The sequence below is a fragment of the Mycobacterium sp. P2_H7 genome, from assembly GCF_056403275.1.
This window is the reverse complement of the sequence record NZ_JBFUFU010000002.1, coordinates 232,662-258,694: the sequence shown is the minus strand read 5'-3', so window position 1 is coordinate 258,694 and position 26,033 is coordinate 232,662. Positions and strand designations below refer to the sequence as shown.

General features: G+C 69.2%; 20 protein-coding genes and 1 pseudogene. 15 read left to right on the top strand and 6 right to left on the bottom strand.

Going from position 1 to position 26,033, the window contains the following annotated elements:
- Nucleotides 1–2 precede the first annotated feature (2 nt).
- Together AC1DY7_RS03025 and ypfJ are read right to left on the bottom strand one after the other, a co-directional pair.
- Nucleotides 3–530 carry a DinB family protein gene (locus AC1DY7_RS03025; protein ID WP_477492170.1) on the bottom strand — a complete coding sequence of 176 codons (528 nt, stop codon included), beginning with the start codon at nt 528–530 and terminating at the stop codon, nt 3–5.
- The gene (ypfJ, locus tag AC1DY7_RS03020) at nt 527–1,417 is read right to left on the bottom strand and encodes a KPN_02809 family neutral zinc metallopeptidase (RefSeq protein ID WP_477492169.1); all 891 of its coding nucleotides are present in this window, start codon (nt 1,415–1,417) and stop codon (nt 527–529) included. The genes AC1DY7_RS03025 and ypfJ overlap by 4 nt, the downstream gene beginning before the upstream one ends.
- Before the next feature lie 68 nt (nt 1,418–1,485).
- On the opposite strand from ypfJ, the gene AC1DY7_RS03015 reads away from it, so the two are divergent.
- Nucleotides 1,486–2,961 (top strand): carboxylesterase/lipase family protein, encoded by a 1,476-nt coding sequence (locus tag AC1DY7_RS03015; protein WP_477492168.1) that lies wholly within the window; start codon nt 1,486–1,488, stop codon nt 2,959–2,961.
- On the opposite strand, the gene AC1DY7_RS03010 is transcribed toward AC1DY7_RS03015, so the two are convergent.
- Nucleotides 2,958–3,452 (bottom strand): SRPBCC family protein, encoded by a 495-nt coding sequence (locus AC1DY7_RS03010; protein ID WP_477492225.1) that lies wholly within the window; start codon nt 3,450–3,452, stop codon nt 2,958–2,960. The two genes, AC1DY7_RS03015 and AC1DY7_RS03010, sit on opposite strands and share 4 nt — an antisense overlap.
- Nucleotides 3,453–3,551: 99 nt before the next feature.
- Here AC1DY7_RS03010 and aspS point away from each other — a divergent pair, with 99 nt between their 5' ends.
- From aspS to AC1DY7_RS02990, 4 genes and pseudogenes are all read left to right on the top strand, one after another.
- The gene (aspS, locus tag AC1DY7_RS03005; RefSeq protein ID WP_477492167.1) at nt 3,552–5,333 is read left to right on the top strand and encodes an aspartate--tRNA ligase; all 1,782 of its coding nucleotides are present in this window, start codon (nt 3,552–3,554) and stop codon (nt 5,331–5,333) included.
- Nucleotides 5,326–5,772, top strand: coding sequence for a nitroreductase family deazaflavin-dependent oxidoreductase (locus AC1DY7_RS03000; RefSeq protein WP_477492166.1), 447 nt, complete (start codon nt 5,326–5,328; stop codon nt 5,770–5,772). Before aspS ends, AC1DY7_RS03000 begins: the two co-directional genes overlap by 8 nt.
- Nucleotides 5,773–5,788: 16 nt before the next feature.
- A pseudogene (locus AC1DY7_RS02995) lies at nt 5,789–6,206 on the top strand (nitroreductase/quinone reductase family protein).
- Nucleotides 6,207–6,395: 189 nt separating this feature from the next.
- A complete protein-coding gene (locus AC1DY7_RS02990) occupies nt 6,396–7,760 on the top strand; it encodes a hypothetical protein (RefSeq protein ID WP_477492165.1) in 1,365 nt (454 codons plus the stop codon).
- Nucleotides 7,761–7,773: 13 nt separating this feature from the next.
- Here AC1DY7_RS02990 and AC1DY7_RS02985 read toward each other — a convergent pair whose 3' ends face one another.
- Nucleotides 7,774–8,958, bottom strand: coding sequence for a thiolase family protein (locus AC1DY7_RS02985; protein ID WP_477492164.1), 1,185 nt, complete (start codon nt 8,956–8,958; stop codon nt 7,774–7,776).
- 90 nt (nt 8,959–9,048) lie between these two features.
- Between AC1DY7_RS02985 and AC1DY7_RS02980 the strand changes: the two genes are divergently transcribed.
- From AC1DY7_RS02980 to AC1DY7_RS02940, 9 genes are all read left to right on the top strand, one after another.
- Nucleotides 9,049–9,522, top strand: coding sequence for a winged helix-turn-helix transcriptional regulator (locus tag AC1DY7_RS02980; RefSeq protein WP_477492163.1), 474 nt, complete (start codon nt 9,049–9,051; stop codon nt 9,520–9,522).
- 172 nt (nt 9,523–9,694) lie between these two features.
- Nucleotides 9,695–11,002 (top strand): hypothetical protein, encoded by a 1,308-nt coding sequence (locus AC1DY7_RS02975; protein ID WP_477492162.1) that lies wholly within the window; start codon nt 9,695–9,697, stop codon nt 11,000–11,002.
- Between the two features lie 35 nt (nt 11,003–11,037).
- The gene (locus AC1DY7_RS02970) at nt 11,038–11,949 is read left to right on the top strand and encodes a DUF389 domain-containing protein (RefSeq protein WP_477492161.1); all 912 of its coding nucleotides are present in this window, start codon (nt 11,038–11,040) and stop codon (nt 11,947–11,949) included.
- 41 nt (nt 11,950–11,990) lie between these two features.
- Nucleotides 11,991–15,287: a transglutaminase family protein gene (locus AC1DY7_RS02965; RefSeq protein ID WP_477492160.1), complete on the top strand. Its 3,297-nt coding sequence runs from the start codon at nt 11,991–11,993 to the stop codon at nt 15,285–15,287.
- A complete protein-coding gene (locus AC1DY7_RS02960) occupies nt 15,287–17,941 on the top strand; it encodes a circularly permuted type 2 ATP-grasp protein (RefSeq protein WP_477492159.1) in 2,655 nt (884 codons plus the stop codon). Before AC1DY7_RS02965 ends, AC1DY7_RS02960 begins: the two co-directional genes overlap by 1 nt.
- On the top strand, nt 17,908–18,804 hold the full coding sequence (locus AC1DY7_RS02955; protein ID WP_477492158.1) for a transglutaminase family protein: 897 nt from the start codon (nt 17,908–17,910) through the stop codon (nt 18,802–18,804). Before AC1DY7_RS02960 ends, AC1DY7_RS02955 begins: the two co-directional genes overlap by 34 nt.
- A gap of 12 nt (nt 18,805–18,816) precedes the next feature.
- Nucleotides 18,817–19,863, top strand: a complete 1,047-nt coding sequence (locus AC1DY7_RS02950; RefSeq protein WP_477492157.1) for a zinc-binding metallopeptidase family protein — start codon at nt 18,817–18,819, stop codon at nt 19,861–19,863.
- Nucleotides 19,864–19,888: 25 nt separating this feature from the next.
- Entirely contained in the window at nt 19,889–20,719 is an 831-nt protein-coding gene (locus AC1DY7_RS02945) for a DUF3097 domain-containing protein (protein ID WP_477492156.1), read from the top strand.
- Between the two features lie 20 nt (nt 20,720–20,739).
- Nucleotides 20,740–22,074, top strand: coding sequence for a replication-associated recombination protein A (locus AC1DY7_RS02940; protein WP_477492155.1), 1,335 nt, complete (start codon nt 20,740–20,742; stop codon nt 22,072–22,074).
- Between the two features lie 63 nt (nt 22,075–22,137).
- Here the strand turns inward: AC1DY7_RS02940 and AC1DY7_RS02935 are convergent, their stop codons facing one another.
- Nucleotides 22,138–22,446, bottom strand: a complete 309-nt coding sequence (locus tag AC1DY7_RS02935) for a GlsB/YeaQ/YmgE family stress response membrane protein (RefSeq protein WP_477492154.1) — start codon at nt 22,444–22,446, stop codon at nt 22,138–22,140.
- Nucleotides 22,447–22,529: 83 nt separating this feature from the next.
- Nucleotides 22,530–23,150, bottom strand: coding sequence for a hypothetical protein (locus AC1DY7_RS02930; protein ID WP_477492153.1), 621 nt, complete (start codon nt 23,148–23,150; stop codon nt 22,530–22,532).
- Nucleotides 23,151–23,329: 179 nt separating this feature from the next.
- On the opposite strand from AC1DY7_RS02930, the gene alaS reads away from it, so the two are divergent.
- On the top strand, nt 23,330–26,020 hold the full coding sequence (gene alaS / locus AC1DY7_RS02925; protein WP_477492152.1) for an alanine--tRNA ligase: 2,691 nt from the start codon (nt 23,330–23,332) through the stop codon (nt 26,018–26,020).
- Nucleotides 26,021–26,033: the final 13 nt, after the last annotated feature.

Below are 26,033 nucleotides of genomic sequence, written 5' to 3'. Positions count from 1 at the left end.
GGTCAGCCCGCCACGTCCCAGGCATGGTGCACGATGTCGTGCAGGTGATAGACGGCGATGGTCGCGATCGTGAATTCGCTTCCGTTGCTGCGTAACCCGCGCCGTGACCAGGCGTCGTCGCCGACACCGCGATACGTGTCGGCCACGGTGGTCGCGGCCTCGAACAGTTCCCGCGCGACCACCGCGGGATTCTGGGATGGGTAGTCGTCGGCCAGCGCTGTGGCGTCCTGATCCCAATTCGGGAAGACGGGAGCGTGCTCGGTGAGCATCAGCCGCACCCGGTGCTCGAAGATCCGGTGCACGTCGCGGATGTGGCAGCCGTACTCCAGGATCGACCACACATCGGGCGCGGGCCGATCCCGGACGCCGGACCGGGTGAGACGGTCCACCCAATCGGTGGCATCGCGGGCGATGCGCTCACCGACCTCGGTGGGTGCCACCCGCGCGGGATCGAATCCGCAATCGGGACACCGTCGCGTCAGCACCCAGGTCCAGTCCTTGGTGTCCGGGGTGATCGGGTCGGCACTCACCCCAGATCGCGGGCGGAGAACGTGTCGCACTTCTTCGGGTCGCCGGTCTGGTAACCGACGGTGAACCACTTCTGCCGTTCGGCCGAAGATCCGTGAGTCCACTGCTCGGGGTTGATCCGGCCGGTGGCCTGCTTCTGGATCCGGTCGTCGCCGACCGAGGACGCCGCCGACAGGGCGTCGGAAATGTCCTTGTCGCTCAACGGTTCCAGGAAGGGAACGCCGGTGCCCTCCTGCTTGGTGATTGCCGCGTAGTGCGCCCACACCCCGGCGTAGCAGTCGGCCTGCAGCTCGGTGCGCACCCCGTTGCCCTCGGAGCCACCCGGGCCCTGCTGCGCGCGGCCGAGGTTGCCCAGCAGGTCCTGGACGTGGTGGCCGAATTCGTGGGCCACCACATACTCCTGGGCCAGCGGGCCACCGCTGGAGCCGAATTGGTCCACGAGCACGTCGAAGAAGTCGGTGTCGAAGTAGGCCGTCTTGTCCGCCGGGCAATAGAACGGGCCGACGTCGGTGGTGGCAGGCCCGCACCCGGTCTGGACCTGTCCGCTGAACAGCTGGACGTTCGGCCGGGTGTAGCCCTTGAGGAGCTGCGACCAGACCCCGTCCACCGAGTTGCCGGTGGCGATGATGCGGCAGCCCAGGATGTCGTTGGCGTCGGCCCCGGTCTTGCATTGGGACACGTCGAACCCGGGGGTGACGGCCTCCTGGTTCTGGGCGACCTCGTTCTGCCCGAGCACGCTCGTGGGGTCGACTCCGAGGAACATCGCCACCACCACGATCAGCAGACCGCCCAGCCCACCGCCGATGGCGATGCCCCGGCCCGGGCCGCGTCCGCCGCCGCTACTGGAGGTGGTGCTCGTATCGATCTGCATGCCTTCGTTGAAGGTCATTTCCCCACCAACTCCATCTGCATCGTCGGCACCCGGCTCAGCACAGCTTTCCACACTACGATTGCGGTGTGTCCATCGTCGCCGAAGTCCCGACGATCGTTGCGACCTCGCACGGCAAGCTGCGCGGCGACACCGAAAGCGGTGTCGGGGTGTGGCGGGGCGTCGGCTATGCCGAGCAGCCGTTGGGGGAGCTGCGCTTCCGGGGTCCCCAGCCGCTGCAACCGTGGTCGGGGGTGCGGGACGCGCTCGAGCACGGACCGCTGCCACCGCAGGGCCGGTCCTTCGTCGGCGGCGGCCGTGACGACCCGAAGATCCGGGACGAGGCCTGCCTCACGGTGACCGTGTGGTCTCCGGACGTGTCGGGTTCGCTACCGGTCATGGTGTGGATTCCCGGTGGCGCGTTCGTCTACGGGGCCGGCCAGTTGCAGCTGTACAACGGGTCCCGGCTGGCCCGCAACGGCGACGTGGTGGTCGTGAACGTCACCTACCGGCTGGGGGTGTTCGGCGGGTTCGAGCTGGGCGACCTCGGCGATGATTTCGACGACAACCTGTGTCTGCGCGACCAGATCGCCGCCCTGCAGTGGGTGCGTGAGAACATCGCGGCGTTCGGCGGCGACCCGCAACGTGTCACCGTCTTCGGTGAATCGGCAGGTGCCACATCGGTATTGGCGCTGCTGGCCAGTCCCGCCGCCGAGGGATTGTTCACCAGGGCCATCGCGCAGAGCCCGGCGCTGCCGCTGATCGCCGACCGCCGGACCAGGGCACTGCAGGCAGAGGCGTTCCTCGACGAGGTCGGTGCCGATGTCGGCCACCTCAAGCAGTTGCCGCAGCGCCGGTTGCGGCGTGCGGCCGGCGTGTTGCAGGCGGCCAGCGCCGCGAACACGCCGACGCTGGCCTTCGGGCTGACCCATGGGGTGGACCTGTTGCCGCGCCACCCCATCGAGGCGGCCCGGGCGGGTGCGGTCCATCCGATCCCGCTGATCGTCGGCACCAACACGCACGAGGCATCGATGTTCGCGTGGGGTAAGCCGCCGATGCTGCCCACCACGCTGGCATCGATCGACGGATTCTTTGCGCGCCGGGCGCCCCATGCCCGAAACCGGGTGCTGGACGTGTACCCGGCCTACCCGCGCCGCCGCGCGCTGGTCGATTTCGGCACCGACGCCATGTTCAGCGCCCCGACGTGGGCGTTCGCCGATGCGTTCAGTGCCCACGCGCCCACTCACATGTACCGGTTCGACCACACCACCTGGACCTTGCGCGCGCTGGGACTGGGCGCCACCCACGGCAGCGAGATCGTGCACATCCAGCACAGCTACGGCTCCTACCTGGGCCGCAAACTGCACCCACTGGGCCGGCGGGTGCAGCCCTCGGTGGGCAGGCGGATGCAGCGCACCTGGCTGGAGTTCGCCAAGGGCGGCCTGGACGAGTGGCCGTTCTACGACGCGCAGCGCCGGGCCACCCGGCTGATCGGCAGCGCCCGCGATGTCACCGTCGAGGATCCCGACGGGCGCCGGCGGGTGGCCTGGACGGGCCTCTACTAGCGGCTGTAACGCTGGTCGGTGTACCGGCGCAGGTTGTGCAGGAAGCGCTGGAACAGCCAGCCCATCACCGGCCGGCCCGCGGTCATGCCGAGCCGGGCGGCGGTGCCGTTGGGTTTCATCGCCATCACCCAGGTCAGGTTGCAGCCGCCCTCGATGGGCACCACCCAGTAATCCTCGGCGAATGCCGAGATGCTGTTGGTCGACGCCTGATTGAACCGGAAAGCCATGTGGCTGTGGGGTTCCCAGGACAGGAACTCCTCGTCGCCGATGATGTGGCCCCGCATGTGCACGGTGCGGGTGGTGCCGACGCCGTAGGGCGCCGCGCTGGTCCAGGTCACCTTGGTGATGACCGATGCCCAGTGCGGCCAGGATTCGGCGTCGGCGAGCACCTCGAAGACCTGCTCGGGAGTGATCGCGAGATCGACGGTGCTGACGAAACGGAACGGTGCCTCGGAGATGAAGTCCAGATCCACGGGTTCGCACGGATACATTCTCGGCACCCGCCGACCCTATATGGCGCCGGTCGGGGCCGGTGGATCGCAGTCTCTAGACTGTTTGGGTCGTCATACCCGTCTTCATGAGGAGTTTTAGTGCTGCGCAGCCATACCGCCGGTTCGTTGCGGTCCACCGACGCCGGTCAGACCGTGACCCTGGCGGGTTGGGTGGCACGCAGGCGCGACCACGGCGGCGTCATCTTCATCGACCTGCGTGACGCCTCCGGCACCGCACAGGTGGTGTTCCGCGACGCCGCCGTGCTGGAGCAGGCCCACCGGCTGCGCGCCGAATTCTGCGTCGCGGTGACCGGTGTCGTCGAGGTGCGGCCCGAGGGCAACGCCAACACCGAGATCCCCACCGGCGACATCGAGGTCAACGCCACCACGCTGACCGTGCTGGGCGAGAGCGCGCCGCTGCCGTTCCAGCTGGATGAGACCGCCGGTGAGGAAGCCCGGCTCAAGTACCGCTACCTGGACCTGCGCCGCGAGGGCCCGGGCAACGCAATCCGGTTGCGCTCCAAGGTCAATGCGGCCGCCCGCGGTGTGCTCGCCGAGCACGACTTCGTCGAGATCGAAACCCCGACCCTGACCCGCTCCACGCCGGAGGGGGCCCGCGACTTCCTGGTGCCCGCCCGCCTGCAGCCCGGTTCCTTCTACGCCCTGCCGCAGAGCCCGCAGCTGTTCAAGCAGCTGCTCATGGTCGCGGGCATGGAGCGCTACTACCAGATCGCCCGGTGCTACCGCGACGAGGATTTCCGCGCCGACCGTCAGCCGGAGTTCACCCAGCTGGACATGGAGCTCAGCTTCGTCGAGGCCGACGATGTCATCGCCGTGTCCGAGCAGGTGCTCAAGGCGATCTGGGCGCTCATCGGTTACGACCTGCCGTTGCCGCTGCCGCGCATCCGTTACGACGACGCGATGCGCCGGTTCGGTTCGGACAAGCCGGACCTGCGTTTCGGCGTCGAGTTGGTGGAATGCGCCGAGTACTTCAAGGACACCCCGTTCCGGGTGTTCCAGGCCGAGTACGTGGGCGCGGTGGTCATGCCCGGCGGCGCGTCGCAGCCGCGGCGCACCCTGGACGGCTGGCAGGAGTTCGCCAAACAGCGCGGCCACAAGGGGCTGGCCTACGTGCTGATCGGCGAGGACGGCGAGCTGGCAGGCCCGGTCGCCAAGAACCTCTCCGATGCCGAGCGTGCCGGTCTGGCCGCACACGTCGGGGCGAAGCCGGGGGACTGCGTGTTCTTCGCGGCCGGTACCCCGAAGGCGGGCCGGGGGCTGCTGGGTGCGACGCGCATCGAGATCGCCAAACGGCTGGACCTGATCGACCCGGCGGCCTGGGCGTTCACCTGGGTGGTGGACTGGCCGCTGTTCGAACCAGCAGGCGACGCCACCGCCTCCGGTGACGTGGCCGTCGGTTCCGGCGCGTGGACCGCCGTGCACCACGCGTTCACCGCACCGCAGGGCCAGTCGGTGGACACCTTCGACACCGATCCCGGATCCGCATTGGCCGACGCGTACGACATCGTGTGCAACGGCAACGAGATCGGCGGCGGTTCCATCCGCATCCACCGCCGCGACGTCCAGGAACGGGTGTTCGCGATGATGGGCATCGACCACGCCGAAGCCCAGGACAAGTTCGGATTCCTGTTGGACGCCTTCACCTTCGGCGCCCCGCCGCATGGCGGCATCGCGTTCGGCTGGGACCGCATCACCGCCCTGCTGGCCGGGGTGGATTCCATCCGCGAGGTCATCGCCTTCCCCAAGTCCGGTGGCGGCGTGGACCCGCTGACCGACGCGCCGGCCCCGATCACCGCGGCGCAGCGCAAGGAATCGGGAATAGACGGCAAGCCGAAGGCCGCTGAAACCAAGCATGAGTGAAATCGACAAGGACAAGCTGCTCGCCGACCCGTCCGCGCTCGATGACTTCAACCGCAATGTGGTTGAGGAATTCCGCGCCAACGCCGGCCAGGTGGCCGCCTTCGAGGGCGGCAACCTGCTGCTCCTGCACACCACCGGTGCCAAATCCGGCAAGTCGCGGTTGTCCCCACTCGCCTCGATCGAGGTGGACGGCAAGACCCTGATCGTCGGCTCGTACGCCGGCGCGCCGAAGGACCCGGCCTGGGTGCACAACCTGCGGGCCCAGCCGCAGGCCCGGGTCGAGGTGGGCGCCGACGCCTACGACGTGGTGGCGCGGGAGCTGCCCGACGACGAACGTGACGCCGCCTATCCGAAGATCGTCGAGGCCGCCCCGGTGTTCGCGGAGTACCAGGCCAAGACCACCCGGGCCATCCCGCTGTTCGAGCTGGTGCGCGCCTGAGGCGTTTACTGGACGCGTGAGCGAACCAGACAACGGCGACTTCAACCGCGCTGTCATCGACGAGTTCCACGCGAACGCAGGGGTGGTGGGCGGCCCCTTCGCGGGCCGGACCTTGTTGCTGCTGCACAGCATCGGCGCCAGGTCGGGGCATCCCCGCGTGACGCCGCTGGCCTACCTGACCATCGACGGCCGGATGTTCGTCGTCGGCTCGTACGCGGGTGCGCCCCGCGACCCGGCGTGGGTGCACAACCTGCGCGCCGACCCACACGCGCGGATCGAGGTCGGTTCCGACGCGTACGACGTGTCGGTGCGTGAACTGCCGCTACCCGAGCGCGGAGATGTACCCCGAGGTGGTGGCCGCCGCCGACGCCTTCGCCGCACACCAAGCGAAGACCAGTCGGATCATTCCGCTGTTCGAACTCACGCGCGTCTGATATGCCGGCGCGGATGAATTGCCGCGTTTGCCATTTCACGTCGCGCAATCCCAGGTTTCCCTTAGAGTAGCGGTATCGGTGCAGTACACAGGGTCGACCACGTGGTCGGCCGGCACCTCCCGAGACGTCCTGCAGGGTCGCTGACTTCCGGGTTCCATTCACAACATCCCGGGGGGGATCGTGGAAACAGTGGCAGAGCGCACCCAACGCGCGTTGCGGGGGCGCGTCGACAACACCATTGCCTATATCGACCAGGCGTCATTCGTGGGACTGCGGGCGCTGGGCCGCGGTCCCGTCATCCAGTTCACCTGGATCTACGACCACGGTGTCGATATCGACGGATTGCGGCGGTTCAGCCGCAACCTGGACCGGACTCTGCTGGGCCGCCGGCTGGAGCGGTCGCTGCTGCCGTTCGGCAGGCATCGCTGGATCGCGGCCCCGGCCACCGGCGCCATCGAGGTCCTGGCCACCGACCGCAGTCGCGCGTCGATCTGGGAGTGGGTCGGTGAACGGGCGGACATCCCGGTCGACCCGGAGACGGGACCGGCGTGGCATCTCGCAGTGCAACCACTGACCGGCGGTGGCGACGCGGTGTCTCTTGCGGTGTCGCACACCGTGTCCGACGCCGGCGGGATCATCTTCTCGATCGTGGATGCGGTCGACGGAACGGCCCGGGATCTCGGCTACCCGCCGCCGTGCTCACGCACCGTGCCGAGGGCGCTGCGGGAGGATCTGGGTGCATCGTGGGCCACGCTGCGCCAGGTTCCGTCGGCGGTCATGGGGGCGGCCCGCATCGCCCGCGAGCAGAAGAACGACCTGACCGATTCGGCGAAGGCGGCACCGCCCGCACACCCGCACGTGGTGGACGCGGTCGCGGTGCCGACGCTGGCCGTGAAGGTGGATCTCGGCGAATTCGACAAGGCGGCAACGGCTCTCGGTGGCACCCGCAATGTGTTGTTCGCCGCGGTCGCCGCGCGCCTGGGGCAGATCATCGGCCGGGTGGACGACGCCGGACAGGCGATGCTGTCGTTCCCAGTCAGTGAGCGCTGCGAGGGCGACACCACCGGCAACGCCCTGAACACGATCACCCTGCTGGCCGACCCGGCCGCCGTCCTGCACGATCTGAGCGCGTTGCGCGGCGAGATGAAGCGGGCGCTGGTCACGATGGCGGAGAACCGGGACGCGCTGATGGCACCGTTGCCGTTGACGCCGTTCGTCCCGCAGTTCCTGGTGCGGCGGCTGGAGAAGATGGTGCTCAAGGTCGGCGGGCCGATCGGCTGTTCGAATCTCGGCGAGCTACCCGATGCGGTGAACCGCCCCGACGGCACGCACGCCGACTACTTCGACGCCCGGCTGGTCGAGCCCGGCGTCACCGCAACCGATTTCGCCGGCCGGGGCGGCCTGCTCTGGCTGGCGGTGGCGTTCTTGCACGGCAGGATGAGCCTGAACATCAGGTCGTTCACGGTCGACGGCCCGAATTCCGTTGCGGCACTGTCGGACGCGGTGGTCACGGCCTTTGCGGAATTCGGGCTGTCGGCTTCAGTCGAACACTAACGGCGGTCGAACACTAGAGCCGTTCGATGATGGTGGCGTTGGCCATTCCGCCGCCCTCACACATGGTCTGCAGACCGTAGCGGGCGCCTCGCTGTTCCAGGGCGTGCACCAGGGTCGTCATGATCCGGGCGCCACTGGCGCCCAGCGGGTGACCGATCGCGATCGCGCCACCGTGGACGTTGACCTTGGCGAGATCGGCTCCCGTGTCAGCCGCCCAGCTGAGCACCACCGGCGCGAAGGCCTCGTTCACCTCGAACAGGTCGATGTCGGACATCTGCAGCCCGGCCTTGCGCAGCACCTTCTCGGTGGCCGGGATGACGCCGGTCAGCATGTAGAGCGGGTCGGATCCGACCACGGTGGTGGTGTGGATGCGCGCGAGCGGTCGCAGACCCAGCCGGTCGGCGGTCTCGCCACTGGTGATCATCACCGCGGCGCTGCCGTCGGACAGCGGGGACGAGTTACCCGGGGTGATCTCCCAGTTGATCTGGGGGAAGCGCGCCGCGTAGGTCTCGTTGTAGAACGCCGGGCGCAGGCCGGCGAGGGTTTCGACGGTGGTGCCGGGCCGGATGATCTCGTCGGTGCTCAGTCCGGCGAGGGGCGCCAGCTCGTTGTCGAACAGGCCGGCCTTGGTGGCGGCCGCGGCCTTCTCGTGGCTGCCCGCCGAGAACTCGTCGAGCTGAGTGCGGGACAGGTTCCACTTCGCGGCGATCAGTTCGGCGCTGATGCCCTGTGGGACAAGGCCTTCGGGGTAACGGGCGGCCATGTCGAGGCCGAACGGGTCGCTGCCGGGCAGTACCGACGAGCCCATCGGCACCCGCGACATGGATTCCACGCCCGCGGCGATGACGATGTCGTAGGCGCCGGCCAGCACGCCCTGGGCGGCGAAGCTGACGGCCTGCTGGCTGCTGCCGCACTGACGGTCCACGGTGGTGCCGGGCACGGTCTCCGGGAAGCCCGCGCCGAGCAGTGCGTTGCGGGCGATGTTCACCGACTGGTCGCCGACCTGGGTGACGGCGCCGGCGATGACGTCGTCGACCTGGACCGGGTCGACGCCGGTGCGGGCGATCAGTTCTCGCAGGCTGTGGGCGAGCAGGTCGGCGGGCAGCACGCCGTGCAGCGCTCCGTTGGCCTTGCCCTTCCCGACAGGGGTGCGTACCGCACCCACGATGACCGCGTCGCGACCTGAGTATCCGGACATGTGTGCTCTCCTCGTCACTGAGTATTGCTTCCTATACTCAGATGTAACACCTGAGTATATTCACATCAACTCAGCGGTAGGGTGATCTGCATGACAGTTCTGCAAGGAGTGCTCGCCGACCGCGACGCGTGGTCGGCGGTCGGGCGTTGCCCGATCGAGAGGGCGATGGGCCTGATCGGTACCAAGTCGGCCATGTTGATCATGCGCGAGGCGTTCTACGGCACCACCCGATTCGACGACTTCGCCCGCCGCGTCGGGATCACCAAGGCGGCCGCGTCGGCCCGGCTGTCCGAACTCGTCGACGCCGGCCTGCTGGCCAAGCAGCCCTATCAGGAACCCGGGCAGCGCAGCCGGGACGAGTACGTGCTGACCGAGGCGGGCACCGACCTGATGCCGGTGGTGTGGGCGATGTTCGAGTGGGGCCGCAAACACCTCAAGGACAGCGGCCTGCGTCTCACGCATCTGGAGTGCGGCGCGGAGGCGGGTGTCGAGGTTCGCTGCGCCGAAGGGCACCGGGTGCCGCCCGGTGAGCTGGGGATGCGGCTGGCCAAGCGCTCCCAGTAAGCGGTCGGCTTACCCATAGCAAAGTCTCATGCTGCGCACTGCCATGGCATATGCTGCGCGATGGAATTCGAGATCACGTGCCTGGGGGGCCTGTCGCGTGCCGATCGAGCAGCCACGGCGAGAAAGGCCCCCACCCGGGATGACAATCCATGCGGAAAACACGCTGGCCTACATGGACCAGGGATCCCATCTGGCGCTGCGCGCCCTGAAACGCGGCCCGGTGATCCAATACACCTGGATCTATGACCGAGGGGTCGACCTGGACGGTTTGCGGAGTTTCCACCGCAATCTGCACACCGGTTTGCTGGGCCGGCAACTGGAACGGTCCGTGGTGCCGTTCGGCAGGCACCGCTGGGTCCGGTCCAGCAAACCCGAGAGCATCGACATCGCCATCGCCGAACGCAGCCGCGACGAGGTGTGGGATTACGTCGAGGAGCGGGTCGGCGTGCCCGTCGATCCCGAGCACGGGCCGCCCTGGCACCTCGGGGTGCAGCCGCTAATCGGGGGCGGCGCCGTCGTCGTGCTGGTGGTGTCGCACACCGTGGCCGACGCCGGCGCACTGATCGGCGCGATCGTCGAGGCGGTCGCCGGGGCGGACCGTGGGCTGAACTACCCGCCGGCGCGGTCGTTGAGCCGCAGCAAGGCCTTGGGCCGCGACCTGCGCACCGCCGTGCGCGCCCTGCGCGAAGTGCCCGGCGCGGTGGCCGGCGCGGCGCGACTGGCCCGCGAACAGTCCGGCGACCTGTCCGCGTCGGCGCGGTCGGCCCCGGACTCCCGGGGCCGGCGCTCCGATCGGCCCATCGGCATCCCGACCGTCTCGGTGGCCGTCGATCAGACCGCGTGGGACGACCGTGCGAAGGCACTCGGCGGCACCAACAACGTGATGCTGGCCGGACTGGGGATCCGGGTCGGCGTGCTCATGGGCCGCGTCGACGCCGACGGGCAGGCGATGCTGTCGCTCCCGGTCAGCGAGCGGGTCGACGGCGACACCCGCGGCAACGCGCTGAACTCCATCACGGTGCACACCGCGGCCTCGGCGGTCACCTCCGACCTGGCAGGGATCCGGCGTGATATCAAGGCCGAGCTGACGCAGCTGGCAGACAAGCGGGAACTGCTGCTGGCGCCCCTGCCGCTGGTGCCTTACACACCGAAATTCCTGATCCGCAAGCTGGAGTTGGTGGCACTCAAGGTCGGCAAGCCCATCGGTGTGTCGAATGTGGGGGACATGCCCAAGGAGGTGAATCGCCCGGACGGTTCGGAGGCGGATTTCTTCACCTCCAGGCTGGCCGAGCCGGGCCTGACCGCCTCGGATCTGGACCGGATGGGCGGCCGGATGATGCTCGCCTCGGGGAACCTGGCGGGCAAGGTGTGCCTGTCGGTGGTGGCCTGGGAGCCCGGGACGCCGAACACCAAAGCCGCCCTCCTGGAAGCGGTGCTGCAGGCGCTGGCGGACTTCGGCCTGACCGCCGACGCGGAGTAGCCCAGCCGCCGGATCGAACCGGTTAGCCTTCTCGCGTGCTGCATCTGCGGGTGATCGCGCCGCCCGAACTCACCGGCGCGGTGCTGGACCTCTACCGGCACACGCCGGGCACCGCGCACATCGTCGTGCACCGGGGCGCGGCCGTGCAGCCGGCGGGGGACGTCATCGTCGCCGACGTGGCGCGCGAAGCCACCGACGCCGTGATCGGCGGGCTCAAGGCGCTCGGCCTGGCCGAGGACGGGGCGATCACGCTGCAGGCCCTCGACACCGTGCTGTCCTCGGCGGCCTACCGCGCCGAGGACGAGGCCGACGGCGACGGGGCCGACGCCGTCCTGTGGGACGAGTTGCTGGCACGCACCCGTGAGGAATCCAGCCTCACGGTCACCTTCCTCGCCTTCCTCTGTATCGCCTGTCTGCTCGCCGCCGTCGGCGTCGTGACCGACTCGGCCGTCACCGTCGTCGGTGCCATGGTGGTGGGTCCGGAATTCGGCCCGCTGGCCGCACTGGCAGTGGCCGTGGTGCGGCGCCGGGCGTCCTTGGCCCGCCGGGCCGCCACCGCCCTGCTGGTGGGGTTCCCGCTGGCGATGGTGGTGACCGCGGGTGCCACCCTGGGCTTCGAGGCGCTCGGCTGGGTGACGCTGACCAGCACCCGGAGCTTGAAGCAGGTGGACTTCATCTTCCAGGTCGGACCGTTCTCGTTCGTGGTGGCGCTGCTGGCCGGAGCGGCGGGCATGCTGTCGCTGGTGTCGGCGAAATCGGCTGCGCTGGTGGGCGTCTTCATCTCGGTGACCACGGTGCCCGCCGCGGGCTTCGCCGTGGTGGCGGCCACCGTCGGGGAGTGGGACGTCGCCGCCTACTCGGCCGTGCAGTTGATGGTCAACCTGATCGGCATCGTCGCCGCCGGCGTGGTGGTGCTGATTGTCCACCGGCGGCTGCATCGGCACTGACCGCGCTGCGCGGGCACCTGCGGTGTGGTGGGATTCCCGTCATGGGAATCAAGGTGGCGCTGGAGCATCGCACCAGCTACACGTTCGACAGACTGGTAGAGGTTTATCCGCATGTGGTCCGGTTGCGTCCGGCGCCGCACTCCCGCACGCCGATCGAGGCCTACTCACTGCAGGTCGAGCCGGCAGATCACTTCATCAACTGGCAGCAGGACGCGTTCGGCAACTACCTGGCCCGCCTGGTGTTCCCCAACCGCGCCAGTAGCCTCACCGTCACCGTCGGCCTGATCGCGGATCTGAAGGTGATCAATCCGTTCGACTTCTTCATCGAGGAGTCGGCCGAGACGGTCCCGTTCGACTACCCGCCGGCACTCGCCGAAGACCTCAAGCCCTACCTGCGCCCCGTCGACGAATCGGGCGACCTCACCGCTGCGTGGGTGAAGAACTTCTCGGTGCCGGCAGGCACCCGCACCATCGACTTCCTGGTGGCGCTCAACCGCGCCGTCAACGCCGACGTCGGCTACAGCGTCCGGATGGAACCCGGCGTACAGGCCCCCGATTTCACGCTGCGCACCGGGATCGGCTCCTGCCGCGACTCGGCGTGGCTGATGGTGTCGATCCTGCGCAGGCTGGGCTACGCCGCGCGGTTCGTCTCCGGCTACCTGGTGCAGTTGACCTCCGACGTCCCGGCGCTGGACGGGCCCTCCGGCCCGGCCGCCGACTTCACCGATCTGCACGCCTGGACCGAGGTGTACGTACCCGGCGCCGGCTGGATCGGGCTGGACCCCACCTCGGGTCTGTTCGCCGGCGAAGGGCACATCCCGCTGTCGGCCACGCCGCACCCCGAGTCGGCCGCTCCGATCACCGGCGCCACCGGCCCATGTGAGACCAGCCTGGAGTTCTCCAACGTCGTCACCCGGGTGCACGAGGACCCGCGTGTCACGCTGCCCTATACCCCGTCGGCGTGGGCGTCGATCGTGGACCTCGGGGAGAAGGTGGACGCGCGACTGTCGGCCGGGGACGTGCGCCTGACCGTGGGCGGCGAACCGACCTTCGTCTCCGTCGACAACCAGACCGACCCCGAATGGACCGTCGAGGCCGACGGGCCGCACAAACGTCAGCGGGCCTCGGCGCTGGCCGACCGGTTGAAGAAGGTGTGGGCGCCGCACGGGCTGGTACAGCGCAGCCAGGGCAAGTGGTATCCGGGAGAACCGTTGCCGCGCTGGCAGATCGGACTGTTCTGGCGGCCCGACGGCGAAGCGGTGTGGAGCGACCCGGGCCTGCTGGCCGACCCCTGGGGGCAGAGCACACCGGAGCCGGTACCGGCTGGCTCGGACGCCGCGCTGCTCGCGGCCATCGCCGACGGTCTCACGCTGCCGGCCGGCCAGGTACGCCCGGCCTATGAGGACGCGCTGAGCAAGCTGGCGGGCGCGGTCCGCCAACCCGCGGGTGACCCGGTGGCGGCGGCCGACGACCTGGGCGCCGACGACGCGAAGCAACGGGCCGCACTGCTGGCCCGCCTCGACGAGTCCGTCGTCGAACCGGCCGCACACCTGCTGCCGCTGCACCGCCGCGACGACGACTCCGGCTGGGCCAGTGCGGACTGGCAGCTGCGCCGGGGCCGCATCGTACTGCTGGAGGGGGATTCACCGGCCGGCCTGCGGCTGCCGCTGAACGCCATCAGCTGGCACGCGCCGCGGCGCACCTTCGAGTCCGACCCGCTGACCCAGGAGGGCACGTTGCTGCGGGGGCCGGCCCGCCAAGCCGAGGCGCCCGTCGAAGCCACCGAGGACGCACCCACCACCGCGCTGGTGGCCGAGATCCGGGGCGGCTTCCTCTACGTGTTCCTGCCGCCGACCGATACCGCGGATGACTTCCTGGACCTGATCTCCCGGGTCGAGGCCGCGGCGGCCGCGATCGACTGCCCGGTGGTGATCGAGGGCTACGGCCCACCGCACGACGCGAGGCTGACGTCCATGTCGGTCACGCCGGACCCCGGGGTGATCGAGGTCAACGTCGCGCCGACGGACAGCTTTGCCGCGCAGTTGGCTCAGCTGGAGACGCTCTACGAGGAAGCCCGGCTGGCCCGGTTGTCCACCGAATCATTCGACACCGACGGCAGCCACGGCGGCACCGGTGGCGGCAACCACATCACCCTCGGCGGTGTCACCCCGGCGGAGTCGCCGCTGCTGCGCAGACCCGACCTGCTGGTGTCGCTGCTGACCTACTGGCAGCGCCACCCCGCGCTGTCGTACCTGTTCTCCGGCCGCTTCATCGGCACCACCTCCCAAGCCCCGCGGGTGGACGAAGGTCGCTCGGAAGCGTTGTACGAGTTGGAGATCGCCTTCGCCGAGATCGCCCGCCTGGCCGAGACGGGCGCGGCCAAACCGTGGGTCACGGACCGGGCGCTGCGGCATCTGCTCACCGACATCACCGGCAACACCCACCGGGCCGAGTTCTGCATCGACAAGCTCTACAGTCCCGACAGCCCGCGCGGCCGGCTGGGACTGCTGGAGCTGCGTGGCTTCGAGATGCCGCCGCACTTCCAGATGGCGATGGTGCAGTCGCTGCTGGTGCGCTCACTGGTGGCGTGGTTCTGGGACGAGCCGCTGCGCGCACCGCTGATCCGTCACGGCGAGAACCTGCACGGTCGATACCTGTTGCCGCACTTCGTGATCCAGGACATCGCCGACGTCGCAGCGGATCTGCGGGCACATGGCGTCAGTTTCGACACCAGCTGGCTGGACCCGTTCACCGAGTTCCGGTTCCCGCGCATCGGCACCGCCGTGTTCGACGGGGTCGAGGTGGAACTGCGCGGCGCCATCGAACCCTGGAACGTGCTGGGGGAGGAATCCACCGCCGGCGGCACCGCCCGCTACGTCGACTCGTCGGTGGAACGCGTGCAGGTGCGCCTGGTCGGCGCGGACCGGCACCGCTACATCGTCACCGCCAACGGCCAGCCGATCCCGTTGCTGGCCACCGACAAGGCCGACGTCCAGGTCGGCGGCGTGCGGTTCCGGGCCTGGCAGCCGCCCAGCGCGCTGCACCCGACCATCACCGTCGACGGCCCGTTGCGCTTCGAACTCATCGACACCTCGACGGGCTCCTCCAAGGGGGGCTGCACCTATCACGTGGCCCACCCCGGTGGCCGCGCCTACGACACCCCGCCGGTGAACGCGGTGGAGGCCGAATCGCGCCGCGGACGCCGGTTCGAGGTGGCCGGATTCACCCCGGGCCGGGTGGACCTCTCCGATCTCCGGGAGAAGCAGGCTCGCCAGTCCACCGATTTGGGTGCTCCGGGGATTCTGGATCTGCGCCGGGTGCGTACCGTTCTGCGGTAATGGTCCTTCGCGCGAACGGCTCACCGGAGCCGAATATCGGTGTGGCCGGCACCACCTCGGGATCGACCGACGATGTGCTGGTGGGGTATCGCGCTGCCCGCGCGCAGCAGGCCCTCTTCGATGTCCGCGGCATGGCGGGCAGCGGATACGACGAGTTCGTCGACCCGACCGGCGCGGTCCGGCCGGCCTGGCGGGAGCTCGCCGAGTGTGTCGCCGAGCGTGGCCGCGGCGGCCTGGACCAGCTGCGGGCCATCGTCGGCGGCCGGGTCGACGACGACGGCATCACCTATGTGCACGTCGACCCGTCGTCCCCGGTGAGCAACGGCGTCGCGGTGCCGTGGCATTTGGACGCGCTGCCGCTGCTGGTGTCGGCGGCGGACTGGAACGTCCTGGAGACCGGTCTGGTGCAGCGGTCCCGGCTGCTGGACGCCGTGCTCACCGATCTGTACGGCGAGCGCCGGTCCATCACCAGCGGGGTGCTGCCGCCGCAGCTGCTGTTCGCCCATCCCGGTTATGTGCGCGCCGCGCACGGTATCGAGGTGCCCGGCCGGCATCAGCTGTTCCTGCACGGCTGCGACATCAGCCGGGCCGCCGACGGCAGTTTCCGGGTGAACGCCGACTGGACCCAGGCGCCCTCGGGTGCCGGGTACGCGATGGCGGGCCGCCGGGTCATCGCGCACGCCATCCCCGATCTCTACGAGCAGATCGGCCCGCGGCCGGCCTCACCCTGGGCCCAGGCGTTGCGGCTGGCGCTGATCGACGCCGCCCCCGAGACCGCCGAGGAACCCGTCGTCGTGGTGCTCAGCCCCGGCGCGCATTCCGAGACGGCGTTCGATCAGGCCTACCTGGCCACGGTGCTGGGGTTCCCCCTGGTCGAGAGCGCCGATCTGGTGGTGCGCGAGGGCCGGTTGTGGATGCGCTCACTCGGCACCCTCAAGCGGGTCGACGTGGTGCTACGACGGGTCGACGCCGAATACGTCGACCCGCTCGATCTGCGTGCGGACTCGCGGCTCGGGGTGGTCGGCCTGGTCGAGGTGCTGCGCCGCGGCGCGGTGACGGTGGTCAACACCCTGGGTAGTGGCATCCTGGAAAGCCCTGCGCTGCTTCGCTTTCTGCCCGAGTTGGCCGAACTGCTGGTCGGTGAGACGCCGGAACTGCACAGCGGCGGGGCGTATTGGGCGGGCTATCCCAACGAGCTGTCGCACATCCGGGCCAACCTGGCCACCCTGCTGATCAAGCCGGTGGACGGCGGGCGCACCATCGTCGGCCCCACTCTGCCGCCTGCCCGGCGCGAGGAACTCGGCGCCCGGATCGCCGCCACGCCGTGGCGCTGGGTGGCCCAGGAGCTGCCCGAATTCTCTTCGGCTCCCACCGATTACTACCGCGGCGGGCTGTCGGCGGCCAGTGTGGGGATGCGCCTGTTCACGGTCGCGCAGCGGGGTGGCTACGCGCCGATGGTCGGCGGCCTGGGATTCCTTCCGGCGCAGGGTAGTTCGGCTTATACCTTGAATACCGTTGCCGCCAAGGATATCTGGGTGCGCACCCCGGATCGGGTCAGGGCCGTGCCCGCGCCGTCGATCGAACTGCCGGTGATGACCCCGAGCCCGACCCGCGGCGTGAGTTCGCCGCGCGTGCTGTCGGATCTTTTCTGGATGGGCCGCTACGCCGAGCGCGCGGAGAACATGTCGCGCCTGCTCACGGTGACCCGCGAGCGCTACCACGAATACCGCTACCGCCAGGACATGGGCGGCAGCCAGTGTGTGCCTGTGCTGCTGTCCGCGATCGGGTCCATCACCGGAACCGACACCGGTTCGGGCAGTGACGATCACGAGATGATCGCGATCGCCCCGAGTACGCTGTGGGCCGTCACCGCCGACCGCCGTCGCTCCGGCTCGCTGGCGCAGGCGGTGGAGCGCCTCGGCCTGGCCGCCCGCGGTGTGCGCGACCAGATGTCCAACGACACCTGGATGGTGCTGGCCGCGGTGGAGCGGGCCGTCGGGCATCGAGGCGGCACGCCGCCGGAGTCGCAGACCGAAGGCGACGCCTATCTGGCCGCCGCGCACAGCCGCACCCTGTCGGGCATGCTGGCGTTGTCGGGGATGGCCGCCGAGTCGATGGTCCAGGACGTCGGCTGGACGGTGATGGACATCGGCAAGCGCATCGAGCGCGGCCTCGGCCTGACCGCGCTGCTGCGGGCCACGCTGGTCGAGGTGCACAGCCCGGATGCGGAGCAGACCGTCACCGAGTCCACCCTGATCGCCTGTGAGTCGTCGGTGATCTACCGCCGCCGCATGCTCGGCAAGATCAGCCTGGCCGCGCTGACCGAACTGGTGCTGTTCGACGGGGAGAACCCGCGCTCGCTGGCCTATCAGCTGGAGCGGCTGCGTGCCGGCCTGAAACGGTTGCCGTCGGCGTCGGGGGCCTCACGCCCGGAGCGCCTCGTCGACGAGATCGCCATCCGGCTACGGCGCACCGACCCCGAGGACCTGGAGGTCGTCGGCGCCGACGGCACCCGCACCGAACTGGCCGAACTGCTCGACGGGATCCACGCCGGCCTGCGTGAGCTGTCCAGCGTGATCACCGCGTCGCACCTGGCCCTGCCGGGCGACATGCAGCCGCTGTGGGGGCCCGACGAGAGGCGGGAACTACCGTGAGCAGCCGGGGCTACGAGATCACCCACCGCACCACCTACCGGTATTCCGACGTGGTCACCAGCTCCTACGGCCGGGGCTTCCTGGTGCCGCGCAGTTCGTCGCGGCAGCGGTGCCTGGCCCACGAACTGATCATCGACCCGGACCCCGCCGACAGCTCCACCAGCCGCGACGCCTATGGCAACACGAGCTCCTACTTTCACGTCACCGAACGCCACCAGACATTGACGGTGACCAGCCGCTCGGTCGTGGAGGTCGACGCACCCCCGCCCGGCCACTACGCCGCTGCCGGTCTGCAGGTGCCGTGGGAGCAGGCGCGCCCGGTCGGACTGGCCGGCGAATTCGCCCTCGATCTGGTGCCCCCGGAGATCACCGACGCGCTACGTGACTATGCCGCACCGACTTTCACCCCTGGGCGGCCGTTGATAGAGGTGGCGCGCGAGCTCACGTCGCGGATCTATCGCGACTTCACCTACCGCTCGGGGTCGACGACGGTGTCCACCGGGGTCGCCGAGGTGCTCGCCGCCCGGGAGGGCGTCTGCCAGGATTTCGCCCGGCTGGCCATCGCCTGCCTGCGCGCCAACGGGTTGGCGGCAAGCTACGTTTCGGGCTATCTGGCCACCGACCCGCCGCCGGGCAAGGAACGCATGGTCGGTGTGGACGCCACTCACGCCTGGGCGTCGGTGTGGGTGCCGGGCGAGCACTGGCTGGCTTTCGACCCCACCAACGACCAACTGGTCGACGAACGATACGTGGTCGTGGGCTTCGGCCGCGATTACGCCGATGTTCCCCCGTTGCGCGGCATCATCTACACCGACTCGGAGAGTAGCGTGATACAGGTCGCGGTCGACGTCGCACCGTACTGAGGGGGAGCGTTCATGCGGGATTTCACCTGCCCTACCTGTGGTCAGCGATTGGCCTTCGAGAATTCGGTGTGTTTGTCCTGCGGTGCGGCGCTGGGCTTTTCGCTCGACGACATGGCTCTTCTGGTGATCGCGACCGCCGATGAGAGCGGCCATGCCGGCGCCGTCGACAACAACGTGTACCAGCTGTGCGCGAATCTTCATCTGGCCGAATGCAATTGGCTGGTACGTACCGCCGATCAGCAGCTCTGTGTCTCCTGCGCCCTGACCCGCACCCGGCCGGGGGACGGCGACACGAAAGCCATGGCCGCCTTCGCGGCTGCCGAGAAGGCCAAACGCCGGCTGATCGCCGAGCTGCATGAGCTGCATCTGCCGATGACCGGCCGGGATATCGACCCGGGCTACGGGCTGGCCTTCTTCCTGCTCTCCAGTGAGCGGGAGAAGGTGCTCACCGGGCATGTGAATGGGGTGATCACCCTGGACCTGGCCGAAGGCGATGACGTGCACCGCGAGCAGCTGCGCATCGCGATGTCCGAGCCCTACCGCACGCTGCTCGGCCACTTTCGGCACGAGATCGGCCACTACTACTACTATCGGCTGGTCGGCCCGTCGCAGGACTACCGGGAACGTTTCGAGGCGTTGTTCGGCAACCCCGACGCCGACTATCAGGCCGCGCTGAACCGGCACTACAACCAGGGTGCACCGGTCGGCTGGGAAGCCGACTTCGTCTCGTCGTACGCGACCATGCACCCGGCCGAGGACTGGGCCGAGACCTTCTCGCACTATCTGCACATCCGCGACACCCTGGACACCTCTGCGGCCTTCGGGTTCGCCCCCGCCACCGCCACCTTCGAACGTAAGGTGCTGGGCCCCAGCGGATTCGACACCATCATCGAGATGTGGTTGCCGTTGGCATGGGCGCTGAACATGGTGAACAGATCGATGGGCAAGGAAGACCTGTACCCGTTCGTGCTGCCGCCGGCGGTGCTGGAGAAGATGCGCTTCATCCACAATGTCATCGAGGAGTTGGCCAACACGCCGGCCCGGCTCGCCACGGTGTGAGGCGCCGGGCTTCTAGGATTACCGGGTGACTGATCGCTACGGTTCCGACATCCTGGCCCGAAACCCGCACACTCCCAACCGGGTTCGTTCCGTGGAACACCCCGCGGACAAGGGCTTGGTGGTCGAGGAGCCGACCAGCGGGTTCGTCGGCGCCGTGGTGCGCGTCGAGAACAGCCGGGTGGAGCTCGAGGATCGCAAGGGCAAGGTCCGGTCCTTTCCGATGGGCCCGGGCTTCCTGGTCGAGGGCAAGCCCGTCATCCTGACGGTGCCCAAGGTCGTCAAGGCCCCGGTGCGCACGGCGTCCGGCTCCGTCGCGGTGTCCGGTGCGAAAGCCAAAGTGGCACTGGCCAGCCGGATCTACGTCGAGGGCCGCCACGACGCCGAACTCGTCGAGCAGGTGTGGGGTGCGGACCTGCGGATCGAGGGCGTGGTGGTCGAATATCTGGGCGGTGTCGATGATCTGGCCGGCATCGTGGCCGAGTTCCAGCCCGGCCCCGGCCGCAAGCTCGGGGTGCTGGTGGACCACCTGGTGGCGGGCTCCAAGGAATCGCGGATCGCGGACGCGGTGCGTCGCGGGCCCAACGGTGAGCATTGTCTGGTGGTGGGGCACCCGTTCATCGACATCTGGCAGGCCGTCAAGCCCGCTCGGTTGGGCATGGCGCAGTGGCCGGTGATCCCGCGGGGCACCGATTGGAAGCACGGCATCTGCGACGCGCTGGGCTGGCCGCACGCCACCCAGGCCGATATCGCCGGGGCGTGGCAGCGCATCCGCGGGCGGGTGCGGGACTGGAACGACCTGGAACCCGCGTTGATCGGCCGGGTCGAGGAACTGATCGACTTCGTCACGGTGTCGTGACCGCGTGGTAAGCAGAAGGCGTGTCTGACAGCCTGTTCGATGTGCCCGGTGGGGAGCAGTCGTCCTCCGCCCGCATCGACGCGCCGTCGGCCTCCAGCCCGCTGGCGGTGCGGATGCGGCCCGCCACCCTCGACGACGTCGTCGGCCAACAACATCTGCTCAAGCCGGGCTCGCCCCTGCGCCGCCTGGTCGAGGGCTCCGGTGCCGCCTCGGTCATCCTCTACGGGCCGCCCGGTACCGGGAAGACCACGTTGGCGTCGCTGATCTCCGGGGCCACCGGGCGCCGCTTCGAGGCGCTCTCGGCGCTGTCGGCCGGCGTCAAAGAGGTGCGCGCCGTGATCGACACGGCGCGCCGCGCAGCCATCCACGGTGAGCAGACCGTGCTGTTCATCGACGAGGTGCACCGGTTCTCCAAGACCCAGCAGGACGCGCTGCTGGCCGCCGTCGAGAACCGGGTGGTGCTGCTGGTCGCCGCCACCACCGAGAACCCGTCCTTCTCCGTGGTCGCGCCCCTGCTCAGCCGGTCGCTGATCCTGCAGTTGCAGCCCCTGGCCGCCGACGACATCCGCACCGTGATCCGCCGGGCGGTGTCCGACCCACGGGGGCTCAACGGCACCGTCGGGATCGACGAGGACGCGGTGGAATTGCTGGTCAAGCTGTCGTCGGGGGATGCCCGCCGGGCACTGACCGCACTCGAGGTGGCCGCCGAAGCGGGGGAGCAGATCACCGTCGAGGTGGTGGAGCAGTCACTCGATCAGGCCGCGGTCCGCTACGACCGGGACGGCGATCAGCACTACGACGTGATCAGCGCGTTCATCAAGTCGGTGCGGGGCTCCGACGTCGACGCCGCCCTGCACTACCTGGCCCGGATGCTGACGGCGGGAGAGGACCCGCGATTCATCGCGCGCCGGCTGATGATCCTGGCCAGTGAGGACATCGGGTTGGCCGACCCGACCGCGCTGCCGACGGCGGTTGCCGCCGCGCAGACCGTGCAGCTGATCGGGCTGCCGGAGGCGCAGCTGACGCTGGCGCACGCCACCGTGCACCTGGCCACCGCCCCGAAATCCAATGCCGTCACCACCGCGCTGGGGCAGGCGATGGGCGACATCCGGGCGGGTAAGGCCGGCCTGGTGCCCCCACATCTCCGTGACGGGCACTACTCGGGTGCGTCGAAACTGGGCAACGCCATCGGCTACAAGTACGCCCACGACGCGCCGGGTGGCGTTGCGGCCCAACAGTATCCGCCCGACGAACTGGTGGGTACCGACTACTACCGGCCCACCACCCACGGTGCGGAACGCGAGATCACCACCCGGCTGGACAAGCTGCGCGCCATCGTGCGGCGCGCGCGCTGAGACCGACGGGAATGATCCCGGCCGGAGAAGGGGGAACCCCGGCCGGGACCATCGGTCCGCGGGTCAGCGCAGGATGCCCGAGCGGCGGCTCCCGAACAGGCCGGAGCGCCGCTTACCCATGAGCGCGGCCAGCAGTGCCACGCCCGCGGCGGCGACGATGACCTGAACCAACAGCTCCAGCCAGTCGACTCCGCCCGTCGCGGTGGGAATGCCGATCGCGCGGGCCAGGGCGGTGCCCAGGAACGCGGACACGATGCCGACCAGGACGGTCAGCACCATGCCGATCGGCTGCTTGCCGGGCAGGGCAAGGCGTCCGAGGACGCCGACGACGGCGCCGATGAGGATCGCGGTGACGATGCCGGTGATGGTCATTTCTCCTCCAGGGTGGTGTGGGCTTGAGTCAGCGATACCCCGGGCGGTTGGCCAATAAACGCAAGCGTCAATTCGCTCGTCGGTCAGACCAGTTCCGGCACCCGCAGGTGTGCGACGACCAGTTCGAACTCCGCCTCGTCCACCTCGGAGGCGCCCGCGGCATGCATCGAGGCCGCCTTGAGTGCGGTGGCCTGACCGCGGCTGTCGGCCATCGCATCGTGGCTGCTGAACGACACCGAGGACACCCCGCGTCCGGTGGCTCGGTCGACCATCAGGCTGGCGCTGCAGAACCCCGGCAGGTGCTCGACCTGGGGAAGCACCGCCCCGCGGAAGTAATCGATGCCCGCGTCGATCAGATCCACCGGCACCGAGACCCAGGTGGAGCGCACACACGCCCGCAGATCGGAGCTGTGCTGCCGGTGCAGCACCGCGATCTCCCAGTTCTCGGCCCAGGCCGTGCCGCCGAATTCATGGGCCGCGCGGTTCCGCAGCTGCGCCGTCTCCTCGAAACTGAAACGCATCGCCTCCTCGGATTCCCAGGCGGTGGCGATGATGCAGCGGCCGGACCCGCGGTCGACCATCAAGGACAACCCGACCCAGCCGGGTAGTTCTGGCAACGCCGTCATCACCTCGTCGCGGACGTGCGCGATCCCGGCGTCGATCTTGTCCAGGCGCGCCATCACCGTGGTAGAACGTGCGAACACGATCCACCCCCTTTTGTGTCCAGGGCAGCGCCCCGGCGGCGCCACCGGTCACCCCTTACTGTCCTCCCGCTCCGCGCCACGCACAATGGTCATTGATGTGCTCCGCACAGGGGGCCGGCGGCCAGCCCGGTAGTGTTATGCGGTCGAACACCGGCCCAGCGAATGAAGGACAGCAGCACGTGCAGACACACGAGATCAGGAAGCGTTTCCTCGATCATTTCGTGAAGGCGGGACACACCGAGGTGCCCAGCGCTTCGGTCATCCTCGACGATCCCAACCTGTTGTTCGTCAACGCCGGCATGGTTCAGTTCGTCCCGTTCTTCCTCGGCGCCCGGACTCCGCCGTACGAGACCGCGACCAGCGTGCAGAAGTGCATCCGGACACCCGACATCGAAGAGGTCGGGATCACCACCCGGCACAACACGTTCTTCCAGATGGCAGGCAACTTCTCGTTCGGCGCCTACTTCAAGAAGGGCGCCATCGAGCTGGCCTGGACGCTGCTGACCAACCCGGTGTCCGAGGGTGGCTACGGATTCGACCCCGAAAAGCTCTGGGCGACGGTCTATCTCGACGACGACGAGGCGATCGCACTGTGGCAGGAGGTCGCCGGCCTGCCGACCGACCGGATCCAGCGCCGCGGCATGGCGGACAACTACTGGTCCATGGGCATACCCGGGCCGTGCGGGCCCTGCTCGGAGATCTACTACGACCGCGGACCCGAGTACGGCATCGACGGCGGGCCCGAGGCCAACGAGGACCGCTACATCGAGATCTGGAACCTCGTCTTCATGCAGAACGAGCGCGGTGAGGGCACCTCGAAGGACAACTTCGAGATCCTCGGCCCGCTGCCGCGCAAGAACATCGACACCGGCATGGGCGTCGAGCGCATCGCCTGCCTGTTGCAGGGCGTCGACAACGTCTACGAGACCGACCTGGTGCGCCCCGTCATCGACGTGGTCGCCGGCATCGCGCCGCGCGGATACGGTCAGGGCAGCCACGATGACGACGTGCGCTACCGCATCATCGGCGACCACAGCCGCACCGCGGCCATCATCATCGGCGACGGCGTCACCCCCGGCAACGAGGGCCGCGGTTATGTGCTGCGCCGGTTGCTGCGCCGGATCATCCGAGCGGCCAAGCTGCTCGGCGTGGAGCGCCCCATCATGGCCGAGCTGATGGTCACCGTGCGCGACGAGATGGGCCCGTCCTATCCCGAGCTGGTCACCGATTTCGAGCGCATCAACCGCATTGCGGTGGCCGAGGAGACTGCGTTCAACCGCACCCTGGCCGCCGGCTCCAAGCTGTTCGACGACGCCGCCGAATCGACCCGCGCGGCTGGACAGTCGACGCTGTCGGGCTCCGACGCGTTCACCCTGCACGACACCTACGGATTCCCGATCGACCTGACACTGGAGATGGCCGCCGAGGCCGGCCTGACCGTCGACCAGGAGGGTTTCCGCGGCCTGATGGCCGAGCAGCGGCAGCGCGCCAAGGCCGACGCCGCGGCCCGTAAGCAGGCCCACGCCGACCTGTCCGCGTACCGGGAACTGGTGGACGGTGGACCCACCGAGTTCACCGGCTTCGACGAATTGTCCTCGCAGGCAACGATTCTCGGTGTCTTCGTGGAAGGCAAGCGCGTCCCGGTGGTCGACCACGAGAGCGCGCAGGGCCAGCGGGTGGAGCTGATCCTGGACCGCACGCCGTTCTACGCCGAGTCGGGCGGGCAGATCGCCGACGAGGGCGCCATCATCGGCACCGGCTCCTCGGCCACCGCCAAGGCGGCGGTCACCGACGTGCAGAAGATCGCGAAAACCCTGTGGGCGCACCGGGTCACGGTGGAGTCCGGTGAGTTCGTCGAGGGTGACACCGTCACCGCCGAGGTCGACGCGCAGTGGCGCCACGGCGCCACCCAGGGACATTCGGGCACCCACATGGTGCACGCCGCGTTGCGACAGATCCTGGGGCCCAACGCCGTCCAGGCCGGATCGCTGAACCGTCCGGGTTACCTGCGGTTCGACTTCAACTTCCAGGGCGCACTGACCGAGACCCAGCGCGAGCAGGTCGAGGCCGTCGCCAACGAAGCGGTGCAGTCCGACTTCGCGGTGAACACCTTCAACACCGGCCTGGAGCAGGCCAAGGCCATGGGCGCCATGGCGATGTTCGGCGAGAACTATCCCGAGGTGGTCCGGGTGGTCGAGATCGGCGGACCGTTCTCCCTGGAACTGTGCGGTGGCACGCATGTGCGCAGCTCCGCCCAGATCGGCCCCGTCACCCTGCTCGGCGAATCCTCCGTCGGCTCCGGTGTGCGCCGTGTCGAGGCGTACGTCGGCCTGGAATCGTTCCGGCACCTGTCCAAGGAACGCGCACTGATGGCCGGACTCGCGTCCTCGCTGAAGGTGCCGTCCGACGAGGTGCCTGCCCGCGTCGCCAACCTGGTGGAACGGCTGAAGGTCGCCGAGAAGGAACTGGACCGGGTCCGCCTCGCCAACGCCCGCGCCGCGGCGGTCAACGCCGCCGCCGGTGCCGAGACCGTCGGCAAGGTGCGGCTGGTGGCCCAGCGGATGGCCGGTGGGGTCTCCGCGGGCGACCTGCGCAGCCTGGTCGGCGACATCAAGGGCAAGTTGGGCGCCGAGCCCGGCGTCGTGGCGCTCATCGCGGAGGGCGAGGACGACTCGGTGCCGTTCGTGGTCGCGGTCAACGCGAGCGCGCAGGACCTGGGCCTGAGCGCGAACGACCTGGTGAAGCAGTTGGGTGCGGCGGTCAACGGCCGTGGGGGCGGTAAGGCCGATCTGGCACAGGGTTCCGGCAAGGGGGCGGCGGGTATCGACGCGGCATTGGCCGCGCTGCGCGCAGAGATCGCCCGGAGCTGAGGGCGTGGTAGGT